This is a genomic window from Phycisphaerales bacterium, from assembly GCA_016716475.1.
GTDB lineage: Bacteria > Planctomycetota > Phycisphaerae > UBA1845 > Fen-1342 > JADJWG01.
The window spans coordinates 545,436-559,874 of record JADJWG010000004.1 but is presented as its reverse complement, the minus strand read 5'-3'; the positions used below and the strand labels follow the sequence as shown (position 1 = coordinate 559,874).

11 protein-coding genes and 1 pseudogene are annotated in these 14,439 nt (G+C 65.9%); 5 read left to right on the top strand and 7 right to left on the bottom strand.

Annotation, left to right across the window (positions count from 1 at the left end):
• Positions 1 to 266 precede the first annotated feature (266 nt).
• Entirely contained in the window at positions 267 to 1,001 is a 735-nt protein-coding gene (locus tag IPM18_16355) for a YceH family protein (GenBank protein MBK9121154.1), read from the bottom strand.
• 119 nt (positions 1,002 to 1,120) lie between these two features.
• Here IPM18_16355 and IPM18_16350 point away from each other — a divergent pair, with 119 nt between their 5' ends.
• Positions 1,121 to 1,711, top strand: a complete 591-nt coding sequence (locus IPM18_16350; protein MBK9121153.1) for a PEP-CTERM sorting domain-containing protein — start codon at positions 1,121 to 1,123, stop codon at positions 1,709 to 1,711.
• Positions 1,712 to 1,800: 89 nt separating this feature from the next.
• Here IPM18_16350 and IPM18_16345 read toward each other — a convergent pair whose 3' ends face one another.
• The 3 genes from IPM18_16345 to IPM18_16335 all read right to left on the bottom strand — a co-directional run bounded on the left by IPM18_16345 (position 1,801) and on the right by IPM18_16335 (position 4,334).
• Positions 1,801 to 2,430, bottom strand: a complete 630-nt coding sequence (locus IPM18_16345; GenBank protein ID MBK9121152.1) for a protein-L-isoaspartate(D-aspartate) O-methyltransferase — start codon at positions 2,428 to 2,430, stop codon at positions 1,801 to 1,803.
• Between the two features lie 178 nt (positions 2,431 to 2,608).
• On the bottom strand, positions 2,609 to 2,950 hold the full coding sequence (locus tag IPM18_16340) for a P-II family nitrogen regulator (protein ID MBK9121151.1): 342 nt from the start codon (positions 2,948 to 2,950) through the stop codon (positions 2,609 to 2,611).
• Positions 2,951 to 2,969: 19 nt separating this feature from the next.
• Positions 2,970 to 4,334, bottom strand: a complete 1,365-nt coding sequence (locus IPM18_16335) for an ammonium transporter (protein MBK9121150.1) — start codon at positions 4,332 to 4,334, stop codon at positions 2,970 to 2,972.
• Between the two features lie 306 nt (positions 4,335 to 4,640).
• On the opposite strand from IPM18_16335, the pseudogene lepA reads away from it, so the two are divergent.
• A pseudogene (gene lepA, locus IPM18_16330) lies at positions 4,641 to 6,438 on the top strand (elongation factor 4).
• Positions 6,439 to 6,481: 43 nt separating this feature from the next.
• Here the strand turns inward: lepA and IPM18_16325 are convergent.
• From IPM18_16325 to IPM18_16315, 3 genes are all read right to left on the bottom strand, one after another.
• A complete protein-coding gene (locus tag IPM18_16325; protein MBK9121149.1) occupies positions 6,482 to 7,363 on the bottom strand; it encodes a squalene/phytoene synthase family protein in 882 nt (293 codons plus the stop codon).
• 125 nt (positions 7,364 to 7,488) lie between these two features.
• Positions 7,489 to 9,432 carry a 1-deoxy-D-xylulose-5-phosphate synthase gene (locus IPM18_16320; GenBank protein ID MBK9121148.1) on the bottom strand — a complete coding sequence of 648 codons (1,944 nt, stop codon included), beginning with the start codon at positions 9,430 to 9,432 and terminating at the stop codon, positions 7,489 to 7,491.
• Between the two features lie 168 nt (positions 9,433 to 9,600).
• Positions 9,601 to 10,533: a polyprenyl synthetase family protein gene (locus IPM18_16315; protein MBK9121147.1), complete on the bottom strand. Its 933-nt coding sequence runs from the start codon at positions 10,531 to 10,533 to the stop codon at positions 9,601 to 9,603.
• Positions 10,534 to 10,688: 155 nt separating this feature from the next.
• Here IPM18_16315 and IPM18_16310 point away from each other — a divergent pair, with 155 nt between their 5' ends.
• The 3 genes from IPM18_16310 (at position 10,689) to IPM18_16300 (ending at position 14,427) form a co-directional block, all read left to right on the top strand.
• Positions 10,689 to 11,288 carry a leucyl/phenylalanyl-tRNA--protein transferase gene (locus IPM18_16310; GenBank protein ID MBK9121146.1) on the top strand — a complete coding sequence of 200 codons (600 nt, stop codon included), beginning with the start codon at positions 10,689 to 10,691 and terminating at the stop codon, positions 11,286 to 11,288.
• Between the two features lie 31 nt (positions 11,289 to 11,319).
• Positions 11,320 to 12,645 (top strand): carbon-nitrogen hydrolase family protein, encoded by a 1,326-nt coding sequence (locus tag IPM18_16305; GenBank protein ID MBK9121145.1) that lies wholly within the window; start codon positions 11,320 to 11,322, stop codon positions 12,643 to 12,645.
• A 150-nt stretch (positions 12,646 to 12,795) separates the two neighbouring features.
• The gene (locus tag IPM18_16300; protein MBK9121144.1) at positions 12,796 to 14,427 is read left to right on the top strand and encodes an indolepyruvate ferredoxin oxidoreductase; all 1,632 of its coding nucleotides are present in this window, start codon (positions 12,796 to 12,798) and stop codon (positions 14,425 to 14,427) included.
• Positions 14,428 to 14,439: the final 12 nt, after the last annotated feature.

The following is a 14,439-nucleotide window of genomic DNA, read 5'->3' as shown; positions in this document are numbered from 1 at the left end:
CAATCGTTGCGCGTGATCCATGGTGCAGCGCGCCCCGATGGCGGGGAATATCGGACGGCACACGGTGCGCAGCGCGGCGCGGACGGCTTGTGGATGGCGAAACGCGGGAGGTGTCCGGGAACTGTCTCGTCGGCGGGCGTCAAAGACAGGCCGCGCGCCACTGCCGCCCCGTTCTCACTGCGGCGAAGCAATCGTGCCGGACGCGCCCCCCCAATTGTCCGCGCCGTTTGCCGTTGAGGCGCAGCAACTGCTCGCCACAACATGGCTTACGGCAGTGCATCCGGGTCGCTGCCCAGTTCGCGGCGCAGCGCATCGAGCGCAGTGTGCAGATCCTGCAACTGGTTTCGCAGCAGGGTGACCTCCGCCCGCAATGAATCCAATTCCGACGCAACATCGCGCGCCGTGGCAGCCGCGTGCAACGGCCCGGGGTCTGCGCCCGATCCACTTGCCGCGGGTGCCGCCACCGGTGGCGCCCCAGGCACACCGGCCGGCGGAGTCTCCCCCTCGGGGTAGAGCGTGTGCGCGAAGCGGTCGGCCGCCTGCCCGGGGCCGCGCGGAAGGCGCACAATCCGGGGTGGCTGCATCTCGGCGAGTGTCTCCAGCACGGCGGAAACGACTTCGGTTGACTCGAAGGGATACATGCGGGCGCAGCGCGTGCGCAGTTCGCTAAGTGTCTGGGGTCCGCGCAGCAGCAACTCGGCCATGAGTGCCTGTTGCGGTTTCTCCCAGCCGAGGACCACCTTAACCTCGTGGCGGTAGCGCTCCACACGGGACGCGCCCCCGGGCACGAGCCGCGTGACAAGCCCAACCGTGCGCAATACCTCCAGCGCATTCCAGGCGGCCTCATCGTCCAGATCCATCAGCGGGTCGCGGTTGTTCTTCTGGTTACAGGCCGCCACCAACGCATTCAGGGTCATGGGGTAGTATTGTGGCTGGCTGAGGGCCTTCTCGATCAGCACACCCAGGATCCGGCGTTCGATTTCGGGCAACGTCTCTGCCATGCTGCGGTGGTACCTCCGGGGACGGCATCTTATGCGGACCTGACTAAGCCGGAAACAGATCACTTTGACTGCCGCGTGCGCGATTCCAATCCTTCACGGACAGAAAAGGAGGCCTAATCATGCGGCTGAAGGTACTGGGTTACACATGTGTGATTGGACTTGCGGCCACGGGTGTCGCCGCCGCGGGCGTCGTGACAACCCCGGATCCCGGCGGGTACACCACGCACTCGCTGATCTCGGGCAGCGCGGGCACGCCTGCGGCATCGAACCGGTGGTTCCTCGTATACGACAGCGCGGCATATGCCACGAACTGGGCGAACGAGAACATCCACTACGCGCTGGATATTCCTGATCTGGGTGCGGGTGCCGATTGGCGCCTGGGACTGACCGCCCGCAACCACAGCCCGCTGGGGCTGCCCTCGAACTACTCAGAGTTCAAGGTCGAAGTACGGGCGAACAATGTGTTCATGGGCACGGTCGCGATTCCGGCGTTCGATGAGCAGTGGGCCACGTCGTGGCTCAATCTCGGGTCGGTGAGCGGACCGGTGAATCTGCAACTGCGCTGGAAGAACGACTCGTACAAGGCGGGTCACTACGACGCGAACGTGGCCTTCGGCGCGCTCCAGTTGGCGACCAACGCGGTCGTCCCCGAGCCGACGTCGCTGGCTCTTGCAACGCTGGGCCTCGTGCTCCTGCGGCGCAGGCGGTAACGACTGTCGCGAGCCGCAGAGGCGCGGCGCGCATGTTCACTCCTCGCGCCCGGCAGGTCCCATCGCGGGGACCGCCGGGCGCATGTCTTTTAACTGCCCGGTGATCCGTCCTGCCAGCCGGCGGCACCGCGCAACTTCACGAATCGGCAGTGGAACAGGGTGTCCCGCACCAGGCCGTTCGCGGTGTGGCGTACACGAATGAGCTCCTGCTCGTCGGCCGGTCCGATCGGCGCGACGAGGCGACCGCCGGGTCCAAGCTGATTGACCAGAGCGTCCGGCAGCGCCGGGGCACCGGCCGTGCAGAGGATGGCATCGTAGGGGGCCTGCTGTGGCCAGCCGAGGGAACCGTCACCACAGCGATAGGTGACGTTAAGAAGCCCAAGCTGCTCCAGGCGAAAGACGGCCTGATGCAGCAGCTTGAGATACCACTCCACCGTATAGACGTGCGCGCAGAGCGTCGCGAGCACGGCGGTCTGGTACCCCGAACCGGTACCGACTTCGAGAACCCGTTCGGTTCCGGAGAGCTCCAGCAGTTCGGTCATCCGGGCCACCATGTAGGGTTGCGAAATGGTCTGCTGGCAGTCGATGGGCTGGGCACGATCCTCGTAGGCCCGGAGACCCACGGACGGTGGCAGGAACTGTTCGCGCGGGATCCGTTCGAGGGCCGCGAGGACGCGCGCATCGCAGATGCCGCGGGCGCTCAACTGGTCGGCGACCATGCGACGGCGCTGGGTGGCGCAGGGATCACCGGGTAGGTTCTGAGGGTCGTCTGGCAGGCGGTCGGGAATCACGGCAGGTGCTCTCAATCGGCCGAATCGCTGCCATGATCATACCGCCGGGTCATCGCAAGCGCTGCGCGGGGATGCGCCCCGTGTTGCGGCGCAGCTCCTCAGGGGCTCACCCAATGGCATCGTGGCCGCGCTGGCCGGTGCGAATGCGAATGCACTCGGCCAGGTCTACGACGAAGATCTTTCCGTCACCAATCTGCCCAGTCTTGGCCCCGCGGACGATGGCTTCAACAGTGCGTTCGACGAAGGCATCGTTGACGCCGACCTCGATGCGCACTTTTTTCAGCAGGTTGACCTCGATATCCACACCGCGGTAGGTCTCGTGGTAGCCCTGTTCCTCGCCGCATCCCAGGGCGTTGGTCACCGAGATTTTGAAGACCTCGGCCTGATAGAGCGCCTGTTTGACCTCGGTCAGGCGTTCCGGCTGGATGTAGGCAATGATAAGCTTCATGGGTGCACCCGGTCCTGGACTACTGGGTCGTGAAGAACTGGAAGCCGTAGTATGCTTCCATCCCGTGTTCGCCGATGTCGAGGCCGCGGCGCTCCTCGGCCGCCGTGACGCGCAGGCCCACGGTCCAGCGCACCGCCAGGAACAGAATGAGCCCCACGCCGAACGCCCAGGCAAAGGCGATCGCGGCGCCTGCCAGTTGAATGAGGAGCAGGCCGAAACCCCCGCCATAGAAGAGCCCGCCGTTCTGGTCGCCGACCTGGAGCACGGCCTCGGCCTGAAATAGGCCGACCGCGAGGGTTCCCCAGACACCGCAGACACCATGCACGCTGACTGCGCCGACCGGGTCGTCGACGCGCAGCACCCCATCGAACAAGAGCACGCTGACCACCACCAGCGCTCCGGCCGTCGCGCCGATCAGGAGGGCTGCGAACGGAGTCACACTGGCACAACCGGCCGTGATCGCCACCAACCCGGCCAGGGCCCCGTTCAGCGTCATCGACGCATCGGGCTTCCCCACCACCCACCAGGCAACGATCATCGCCACCAGGGCACCGGCCGCGGCGGCGAGGTTGGTCGTCACGGCGATTCGACCGATCGCGCCGTCGCCGACCGTGGTGCTGCCCGCGTTGAAGCCGAACCAGCCAAACCAGAGGATGAACACGCCAAGGGCCGCGAGCGGGATGTTGTGCCCCGGAAGTGCTCGCGGGCGCCCGTCCGGGCCATACTTGCCGAGTCGCGGTCCAAGCACCAGGGCACCGGCCAGGGCGAGCCACCCACCCACGGAATGGACGACCGTGGAACCGGCGAAATCGACGAAGCCGAGACGCTCCAACCAACCTTCGTTGTCCGGGTGGAAGAGTCCGCCCCACGCCCACGAACCGAAGATCGGGTAGACCAGCATCGTGATGAAGACGCTGTAGATCATGTAGCTCGTGAACTTCGTGCGTTCCGCCATGGCACCTGACACGATCGTCGCCGCCGTCGCCGCAAAGACGGTCTGGAAGAGCAGGAAGGTGTACGCGTAATCGTCGCCGGTGGCGCCGGACAGCGCGAAGTTACTCGTGCCGAACCAGCCGTTCGTGTGGCCAAACATCAGTCCGAAGCCCACCAGGAAAAACGCGATCGCACCCAATGAGAAATCCATCAGGTTCTTCATGATGATGTTGACGGCGTTCTTCGCCTGGGTGAAGCCCGCCTCCACCATCGCAAACCCGAGCTGCATGAAGAACACCATGCCGGCCGCGATCACCGTCCAGACGATGTTCAAGTTGACCTGCACCTGCACCGCCGGGTCAACTTCCAGAGCGGGCGTCTGCGCACCAGCCAGCCCGGCACCCCACACCAGGAGCAACACGACCACGGCCGGTCGTTTCGAGTTTCCCATGCGCCACTTCCTGAAGATTTCCGCTGGACCTTCCAAACCCGACACTGGGATGCACGCCGAGCCCCGACACACCCCGTGGATCCGCTCGGCTGCCGGCGGGTTCTGGAAATCGGCCGGTTCCGGCACGAAAGCGGGGAAAGCTAGCGGTGGTTTGCCGCGGAAGCAAGCAAAAAGTTGCGCAGGTCCGTATTCCGTCCGGCGACCCAACCGGAATCCGGTCTTGCGTTATAATTGCGGAGTTACCGCGTACGCGTTCCAGCGGGGATACACGTGCGACGGGCGCCCAGCCCCGGCCACAGGCAGTGCATGGACCAGAGCAAGATACGGAACTTCTCGATCATCGCGCATATCGACCATGGCAAGAGTACCCTGGCCGATCGTCTGCTGCAGATTTCCGGTGCGATCAGCGCCCGCGACATGAAGGAGCAGGCGCTGGACGACATGGATCTCGAGCGGGAGCGCGGCATCACGATCAAGGCGTCGGCCGTCAGCATCGACGTGCAGGTGGACGGCGCGGCCTACATGTTCAACCTGATCGACACGCCGGGGCATGTGGATTTCCACTACGAAGTGGACCGGGCACTGGCGGCGTGCGACGGAGCCCTGCTGGTGGTCGACGCGACGCAGGGTGTGCAGGCGCAAACCGTGGCCAATGCGTATGCGGCCGTCGGAAACGATCTCGAGATCATCCCGGTCATCAACAAGATCGACCTGCCCAGCGCGGCACCGGAAGACACAGCACTTGAGATCGAGCATGTCCTGGGGGATCAGCGCGGATCACGTGCAATTCGTGTCCGCGAAGTCGGGCGTGGGGATCGACGACCTGCTGCGCGCCATTGTGAAGCTGCTGCCGCCGCCCAAGGGAGATCGCGCCGCCCCGCTGCAGGCCCTGGTGTTCGACTCGGAGTACAACGACTATCGCGGCGTGATCTGCTATTTGCGCATCATGCAGGGTACGATTCGGAAGGGCCAGAAGATCCTCCTGATGGCCCGTGAGCGGACCTACCAGGTGACGGAACTGGGCAAGTTTCGCCCGAAGATGACTCCATGCGAGCAACTCGTCGCAGGCGAAACCGGCTATCTCGTCGCCAGCATCAAGAGCTTGCAGGAAGTGACGGTCGGCGACACGGTCACGGACGCCGTGAACCCGGCACCGCGGGCGCTGGCCGGCTACAAGGCGCCGCAGCACATGGTGTTCTGCGACTTCTACCCATCCAGCGGCGAAACCTACGACGCGCTGCGTGAGGCGCTCGAGCGGCTCAGTCTCAACGATGCCTCGTTCAGCTACAATCCGCAGCACAGCGACGCGCTGGGACCAGGGTACCGCTGCGGATTCCTCGGGCTGCTGCACATGGACATCGTGCAGGAGCGGCTGGAGCGCGAGTGCGGCGTGTCGGTCGTGCAGACCGCGCCGAGCGTGACCTACGAGATCGTGCTGCGTGACGGCACGACGCAGCAGGTCGAGTCGGCCGGCGACCTGCCCGACATGGGCAGCATCGAAGAACTGCGTGAGCCGATCATCGCGATGCAGATCATCACCCCGGCTGAGTCCGTCGGCGCGATCATGCAACTGGCCGAGAATCGGCGTGGCGAGTTCCGCAAGCAGGAGTACCTCTCCGCCCAGCGCGTCATGCTGACCTACGAGTTTCCGTTCAACGAAATCCTGTACGACTTCTACGACAAGCTCAAGAGCGTCACGCGCGGGTACGGCACGATGGACTACCACGTCATCGCGTACCGCGCTAGCGACCTCGTCAAGCTCGACATCCTCATCAACGGCACTCCCGTCGACGCACTCAGTCTGATCTGCCATCGCACCAAGGCCGAAAACCGCGGGCGGCGCTTCCTCATCAAGCTGCGCAAGGAAATCGACCGGCACCAGTTCGAAATCCGCCTGCAAGCCGCGATCGGCAGCAAGATCATCGCGAGCGAAAGCATCAAACCCTATCGCAAGGACGTCACCGCAAAGTGCTACGGCGGCGACGTAACGCGGAAGCGCAAACTGCTGGAAAAGCAGAAAGAGGGCAAGAAGCGGATGAAGACCATCGGCCGGGTCGACATCCCGCAGAAGGCCTTCATGACCGTGCTCGAACCGGATGAGTAGGCCTCGCATCGGGGCTGCGGGCCGCGCGTGGGCCGGACCGCCACTACGTCTCGGCGGCAGGCAACAGGTCGTCGAACCACACGCGCAGTGCCGCATCATCAGCGGCCTCACGCTCGAAGCGTGCCATCGTCTCAAACAGCTCGGTGCGCGAGATCTTGGCCGCGGCCGCATCCCGGTCGGCCCGGGCAAGCGTGAGCGCCCCCCAGACCATGGGTAAGCCGCAGAAGCGCCGCAGTCCAGGGGCGGTCGCGGGGAGCGCCAACAGGTAACGCAATCCTCCGCGCAGGCAATGCCGCGCGAGTTGCAGCGCTTCCGCATATTCCACACGGTGCCCGTTCGGCGCCCCCGTGCCGCCCGGCAGATACCGCCGCCCGTGGGTCGCATCCTGCGGAGCATCTTTCAGAATGTTGACGAGTTGCAGTCCGGTGCCAAGCTCCACGGCCGCCGGCCGCAGTTCGCGCAGGCCCGGCTGTCGCAGGTGCAACGCCATCAACTCGCAGAGCAGCTCCCCCACCACGCCGGCCACGTAGTAACAATACTCGCGGAGTTCGACGATGTTCGCGATCGCCGGATAGGGTCGGCCGCGGTCTGCGGCGCGAACCAGCAGCGTCTGCACGCCTTCCATCATGGCGCCCGCGCAGCGCACGACGGCGACCCGCTCTGCGGCGGGCAGGTCTGCCAACTGGGTAAATACACGTGGCGCCTCGAACAGGAGGGCCCGCTCTTCCAGGGTGTCACCGGGCAGTTCACGGAGGGCCGCCGCGGCGGCTGGGTCCTGACAGGCCGCCGTGATCCGCGTGAAACCCGCCCGGCGCTGGGCTGGCGTTAGTCCGTCCGCATCCTCGACGGTATCAATAATGCGCATGACGAGGTAGGCGAGCCCGACCGTATCGTCGAGCGGGGCTGGCAGCAGGGGCACGACCAAGGCATAGGTCCGCGACACGCCCTGCAGGTGATGTGCGATGAAAGAGTCCAAAGAAAGTTGGAGACGGAAGCTAGAGGTTAGAAGATTGAATCCTGCCGTTGAACGATCCTGCACGTGATCCTTGGTCAATGGCTCTCACGCTGATCAAGCACCGGCGGTAGCTGGGCCACAATGGCAGCCGGGGTCCGGCCGAGACTCGCCCGCCGCGCGCGGCGAACCGCAGCCGCAATGCCCGCGGCATCCAGCCCGGCCTCGGCCAACTGCCCATTCCGCGAACCCTGATCGTAAAATTTTTCCGGCGCCAAGCCGAGCAGCACGAGATTGTCCGTCGGCAACCCCAGCCGGTTGGCCGCTTCGAGCACGGCGGAGCCAAAGCCGGCCGCGCTGGAGTGCTCCTCAAGCGTGAGAACGGGACCGCCGCGCGTAATGGCGGTCGTCACCATGTCCACATCGATCGGCTTGGCAAAACGCGCATTGACCACGGCTACGTAGATGTCTTCGCGTTCCAGGGCGTCCGCCGCGGCGAGCGCTGCCGCCACCGTCGTACCGTAGGCCAGCAGCGTGGCATCGGGTCCTTCCCGCATGGTACGCGCCTTGCCGACATGGAACGGCGGCGCGTCGCCATAGGGCTCGGGCACAGCGTCGCGCGGGTAGCGTACCGCCCAAGGCCGTTCAAGACTCAAGCCGAGCCGCAGGGCCGCTTCCAGCTCCGGCTCGTCCGCCGGCGCCATGAGCACCATGCCCTGGAACCCACGCAGATACGCGAGGTCGAGGTACCCGTGGTGCACGGCGCCATCGCCGCCGACGAGCCCCGCCCGGTCGATGCAGAAGCCAACCGGCAACTCCTGCAGCACAACCTCCTGGAAAACCTGGTCGATGGCACGCTGCAGGAACGTGGAGTAGATCGTCGCGAACGGACGCAGGCCCGCCTTCGCCATCCCGGCGGCCATATCCACGGTGCAGCTCTCAGCAATGCCGCAGTCAAGCACGCGATCCGGAAAGGCCCGACGCACCTTGGCGAGGCCGGTACCGTCGGGCATCGCGGCTGTCAGGGCGTAGACGCGGGCGTCTTCCTGCATCAGGCGAATGACGGCCTCGGCGTAGGCGGAGGTCCAGCTTTTGCGGCCGGTCTCGACGGCACAGACCGAATCCCCCTCGACCTGGAGCTTGCCGGGGCTGTGATAGGCACACGGGTCGCTGGTGGCCCAGGCGCAACCGCGCCCCTTCTCCGTGTGCACATGCAGCAGCACCGGGTGCTGCACGTCCTTGAGCAGGTTGAGCAGATCGATCAGGTGCGGAAGATCGTGGCCGTCAACGGGACCGACGTAGGTCAGGCCGAGCTGTTCGAAAATCTGGTGCGGCGCGACAGTGGACTTGATCCCTTCCTTCAGGTGCTCGAGCACATCCTGCACACCCCGGCCGACCACGGGCACCTTCGGCAGGAGCGTCTTGACCTTGCGCTTGACCTCCTCGTACAGCGAACTGACGCGGAAGCGTGCGAGGTGCGTTGCCAAGCCACCCTCCGTCCGCGCGATGCCCATCGAATTGTCATTGAGCACGACGAGGAATTGCCGCTTCAGCTCACCCGCCTGGTTCAACCCCTCGAATGCCACGCCGTTGACGATGCTGGCATCGCCCACAAACGCCACCACGCGGCGGTCCCGGCCGAGCGCCTGGTCGCCGCGCGCCATACCCACGGCCGTCGCAATCGCCGTGCCGGCGTGGCCGACGTTGAACAGGTCATATGAGCTTTCCTGGCGACTGGGGAACCCGCTGACACCACCCTTCTGGCGCAGCGAGTCGAAGTGGGCGTTGCGTCCGGTGATGAGCTTATGCACGTAACACTGGTGCCCAACATCCCAAAGCAGCCGATCGCGGCTGAAATCGAAGACCCGGTGGAGCGCCAGCGTCAATTCCACCACACCGAGATTGCTGGCCAGATGGCCGCCGTTCGCGCAGACCACCGCGATGATCCGTTCGCGGATTTCAGCGGCGAGTTCGTTGAGTTCGGCGTGGGAGAGGGCCTGCATATCGGCAGGTGACTGGATGGAATTCAGCAGTCGGGGCATCGCGTTGCGTTCCTCTTTCATCTGGGTGCACGGTTGCCGCCGGCCCGAGGTGCGGCACGCCGGCAGGCAGGACGCGCGGCAGTCGGTAGTCCGAACCACGCCCGGACCATTGTATCCGTGGTACGCCGCCGCGGGGCCACGAGTTCAGAATGGGCGCCAGGAAACCACTTACCGGTCGCGCCGCGTAACGTATCGGACCAGATCACGCAGGCGGTCGGCCCGACCGCCAAAACACTCGAGCCGCTGCAAGGCGGCCTCCTCCTCCTGCCGCGCGCGCCGCTGGCTTTCCTCCAGCCCGAACGCGGCGGGATAGGTCTGCTTGTGGTGGGCGGCGTCCTTACCGGCCGCCTTGCCCAGTTGCTCCGCCGAGCCGGTCGCGTCCAGCAAATCATCGACAATCTGGAACGCCAGGCCGAGGTGGCGGCCATAGTTCGCCAAGGCCGTGACGGCCTCGCTGGGCGCCCCGGCACACAGCGCGCCGAGCCGACAACAGGCCTCGAGCAGGGCCGCGGTCTTGCGCTCATGCACGACCTGCACCAGCCGACGATCGGGGGGCTGCTGCTCGCCCGCCAGATCGGCCGCCTGCCCTTCGATCATCCGCAGGGTTGCACCCGACAATGCTTCAACCAGTGCGGGCAGCCGGCGGGGCTCGTGCCGGAACATGGTCGCAAGCACATACAGGGCATGCGTAGCGAGCCAGTCGCCCGCGAGCACGGCGAACCCGTCGCCAAAGACCTTGTGGTTGGTGGGCTGGCCGCGGCGCGTATCGTCATTGTCCATGGCCGGCAGGTCGTCATGGATCAGCGAAAACGTGTGGATGCACTCGATCGCGATGGCCGCCGGAAACGCCGTGGTCGCCTGTCCGCCGCAGACGCGACAAGTCTCCAGGACCAGGATCGGCCGGATGCGCTTCCCGCCCACCTGCAACGAATACTGTACAGCGGCCGCGAGCTGGCTGTGCGCACCGATCGTGGTCTCGATCTCCTTGAGATGGACGGAAAGCCCGACCTCAACTTCTTCGCGCGTACGCTTCAGCCAGTCCGCAAAGTCGCTCGCGAGCGGCGTCCCCTCTTGGGTGCGCAGTCCCAGAGTCGCGGTCATCAGGCACCGTCCTTCCTGGCGTGGTGGGCTGGAGCCCACCTCCGCCACAGGATAAATTCTGCGGCGTGGCGTGGGAAGCGCAATTCTTGCCGATCGCCCGACGGTGCATCAGCCCCCGCCAACCCCAAAACCGGCCGCGGTACCCGCACATGACGATGGCAGACCCGCCCCTGACACCGGAACTCGTACTGGCGGCTTACCGCGCCGGCGTGTTCCCGATGTCCTGTGAGAACGATGAAATCTACTGGTTTTCGCCCGACCCGCGCTGCATTTTCCCGCTCGACACGTTTCATGTTCCGCGCACGGTGCGGCAGGCCGTGGACCGGCAGCTTTTCGAGGTCCGGGTGAACTGTGCGTTCCCGGAGGTCATCTCGGCGTGCGGTGACCGCAGCGAAGGAACATGGATTTCGGAAGCAATCCGGGCGGTCTACCTCGAACTGCATGCCCAGGGCTGGGTGCACAGCGTGGAATGCTGGCAGGCGGGGCAACTGGCTGGCGGCTTGTACGGCGTCGCGATCGGGGGAGCGTTTTTCGGTGAAAGCATGTTCACCCGCGTGAAGAACGCATCCAAGGTGGCACTGGTGCATCTCGTCGCGCGCCTGCGGACACGGGGCTACCTGTTGCTCGATACACAATGGCCGACGCCGCACTTGCAGCGGTTCGGTGCGGTCGAAATCCCTCGGCAGGAATACCTCCGTCACCTGCGGGTCGCCCTGCAGAGCCCCTGCACTTTTGTAGACCCGTCGCCGCCTTGACGGGCGCAACGGCGGTCGCGACGATCGCCGCATGCGAATTGCCGTAGCCCAATTGCCGGGTATGCCTCTCGCGGCCTGGCGCGATACCGTCGTCCGCGTGGAGCACGACATCGCCGCCGCGGCCGAGAGTGGTGCCGAGGTGGTGGTCTTCCCGGAATGCGTCTGGCCGACGTACGTGCTTGGCAGCCGGGCACGCTACGATGCGGCCCGTGCCGCCGGTCTGCCGGAGCCGGCCTGGTTTCTCGACCGTGTGGCCGCCACTGCCCGCCGGGCGGTCGTTGCGGTGTGTATCGGCTTCGTCGAAGAGACCGCAGATCGGCTGCATAATGCCGCGGCGCTCTTCAATCCCACCGGGGATCTGGCCGCGATCCGGCGCAAGACCTACCTTTGGGACTTTGACCACGACTACTTCACCGCCGGGGATGATCTTTCACCCGTGCGCCTGGGTACGCACACCGCCGGCATTCTCATCTGCGCGGATGCGCGCGTGCCCGAGATCGCGGCAACGCTCGTAACCCGCGGGGCGCGGCTGATCCTGCAGCCAACCGCCTGGGTCAACACCGGTGGGCACGGCGCCGAGCGCAACATCCAGGCGGATTTCATGATCAGCGCCCGCGCCGCGGAACTGGGCGTTCCCTTCGCGTCGTGCAGTAAATGGGGCCAGGAGGGCCGCACCACGTTCGTCGGCCAGAGCCAGATCGTTGCCGCCGACGGCCACTGCATGGCCCGTCTCAGCACCCGCGAAACTTCGCTTGCACTGGCCGAGGTGCAGATTCCGGCGACGGCCCGGCTGGAGGTTCACCCTGATGAGCGCCCCCGCCTCATGGCGGCGATGCCGCCCGTCGGGGTCGCGGCGGCGGTGCCCGAGGCGTATGTATGGGCTGCGGCCGGTACAAACGGCTGGGAGCTGCGACTGCTGCCCGTCCCGGCTGCACGGATCGAGGCCGACTCCATCTGCGGGATCGCTGCAGATGCGGGTGCAACGGCGGGCCCCGCGGGAATCCGGATCATGGCGATACCGCTGGCGGAGGCCGCCCGCTTTGCGCCGCTGCGCTGTGCCGCACTGGACGGGGTCCATCTCGCCGTGGTCTTCGGACCCGCTGATGACTTCCCGCTCGCCGCACTGCGGTCGCGAGCCGCGGAGAATCGCATCTTCGTTGCAGTACTGGGCAGCGGACGGCCGCGCTGGATCGATCCGCGTGGACATGTTCACGAGCTTCCCACGGGGCCATCGACGCCCCCACCGGGTTCGCTGCCGACGGCGCTGCGGGTGGACTTGGCCCAGGCGGCGGACAAGCGCTTCGCGCGCGGCACGGATGCTTTGAACGGACGGACCCCGGCGCTGTACGAGCTCTGAAGAAAGGCGGGCGTGGGTCCGCTGCTTTCGCCACTTTCCATGGCGCGGTACGCTGGCCCACAGGCAAAGTGGGCGGCCGCGGAGCGTGGTTGCGAGGACCCGCTGAATCCGCCGCATCAATCCCCCGGCCGCCTGAAGGAGAGACCCGGGATGAAAACCGAGCTCCTGCTTGGGGATGAGGCGATCGCGCTGGGCGCTCTGCATGCCGGAATCGGGGGGGCCTTCGCGTACCCCGGAACCCCATCTACGGAAATCTTTGAGTACGTCGCCGCGGCTGTACGACGCGGGGCACCGGTCGCGGCGCGCTGGTCCGCCAACGAAAAAGTCGCGTACGAGGAAGCACTCGGGATGTCGTACGCCGGGCGCCGCGCACTGGTGTCGATGAAACACGTCGGGCTGAATGTGGCCGCGGACCCGTTCGTGAACTCCGCGCTGACAGGTGCGAACGGCGGACTCGTGGTGGTGGTCGCGGATGACCCGGGCATGCACTCATCGCAGAACGAGCAGGACAGCCGCTTCTACGGCGAGTTCGCGCAAATTCCGATCCTGGAGCCGGCGAACCAGCAGGAAGCATACGACTTCACACGGGCCGCGTTTGAGTTGTCGGAGCATTACGAGCTGCCGTTCATGGTGCGGATCGTCACACGGCTGGCGCACAGCCGGGCCAATGTCCGCATCGCCACGGAGGACGACGGCTCGCCCCCCCCGGCGCAGCGGCCCTATCCCGATGCGGACGATTGGACGCTTGTGCCGACCAATTCGCGACGCCGATTCCGGCGACTGCTCGAGTTGCAGCCGCAACTGCGCACCTGGTCAGAGCGTCATCCGCTGCATGCACCCCGGCTCGCCGGACAGCGCGGGATCATTGCGGCCGGCATCGCGAGCAATTACGTTCGCGAAGCGCTCGCCGGCAGCACGGAAGACTCGTACTTGCGGATCGCGGCGTATCCGCTGCCGGTCGAGGGGCTTCGCGCGCTGGTGGACCATTGCAGCGAGTTGCTGATCTTTGAAGACGGCTACCCATTCATCGAGAAGCGGCTGCTCGGCACCCTCGGCCTGCCGGGCAAGGCGGTGCGGGGCAAGCTCGATGGAACGCTCCCTCCGGATGGGGAATTGACACCCGACCTCGTGGCCGCGGCCCTGGGGCGTCCCTTCGTGGGCACGCTCGGACCACTCGACGACCTCACCGGTCGACCTCCGGCACTGTGCCGCGGCTGCCCCCATGCGGACACGTTCAAGGCGTTGATCGAAGCCACCGGCGCATTCCCGAATGCGCTGCTGTTCAGCGATATCGGCTGCTATACACTCGGGGTGCTGCCGCCCTACCGCGCCGTGCATTCGTGTGTGGACATGGGCGCATCCATCGCCATGGCGCACGGCGCTGCCCAGGCGGGCGCGTATCCGGTGTTATGCACAATCGGCGATTCCACCTTCACACACTCGGGCATGACACCCCTGATCGGCGCCATCCGTTCCGACGCGGACATGACCGTCTTCATTCTTGACAATGCGATCGTCGCAATGACCGGCGGCCAGGAAACCATGGCCGCCGGCGAGCAATTGCTCAACCTGCTACGGGGCCTCGGCGTCCCGCCGGAGCAGTTGCACCTGATCGACCCTTTGCCGAAGAACCATGCCGAGAACGTGACGCGCGTGCGCAGCGCCATCGAGCACCGCGGGCTGTCCGTGGTGGTGGCACAGCGCGAGTGCATTCACAACCGGCGGAAGGCCCGTGCGAGCGAAATCCCGACGGCCGGCGCGTGCTCCGTCTGCGGTGCGTAGAGCCGCAGACCC

Excerpts from the sequence above, each read along its gene's own strand:
- IPM18_16355 (MBK9121154.1), bottom strand. The coding sequence starts at position 1,001 with ATGGCAGAGACGTTGCCCGAAATCGAACGCCGGATCCTGGGTGTGCTG.
- IPM18_16345 (MBK9121152.1), bottom strand. The coding sequence starts at position 2,430 with ATGGTCGCCGACCAGTTGAGCGCCCGCGGCATCTGCGATGCGCGCGTC.
- IPM18_16300 (MBK9121144.1), top strand. The coding sequence starts at position 12,796 with ATGAAAACCGAGCTCCTGCTTGGGGATGAGGCGATCGCGCTGGGCGCT.
- IPM18_16340 (MBK9121151.1), bottom strand. The coding sequence starts at position 2,950 with ATGAAGCTTATCATTGCCTACATCCAGCCGGAACGCCTGACCGAGGTC.
- IPM18_16315 (MBK9121147.1), bottom strand. The coding sequence starts at position 10,533 with ATGACCGCGACTCTGGGACTGCGCACCCAAGAGGGGACGCCGCTCGCG.
- IPM18_16320 (MBK9121148.1), bottom strand. The coding sequence starts at position 9,432 with ATGCCCCGACTGCTGAATTCCATCCAGTCACCTGCCGATATGCAGGCC.
- IPM18_16310 (MBK9121146.1), top strand. The coding sequence starts at position 10,689 with ATGGCAGACCCGCCCCTGACACCGGAACTCGTACTGGCGGCTTACCGC.
- IPM18_16335 (MBK9121150.1), bottom strand. The coding sequence starts at position 4,334 with ATGGGAAACTCGAAACGACCGGCCGTGGTCGTGTTGCTCCTGGTGTGG.
- IPM18_16350 (MBK9121153.1), top strand. The coding sequence starts at position 1,121 with ATGCGGCTGAAGGTACTGGGTTACACATGTGTGATTGGACTTGCGGCC.
- IPM18_16305 (MBK9121145.1), top strand. The coding sequence starts at position 11,320 with ATGCGAATTGCCGTAGCCCAATTGCCGGGTATGCCTCTCGCGGCCTGG.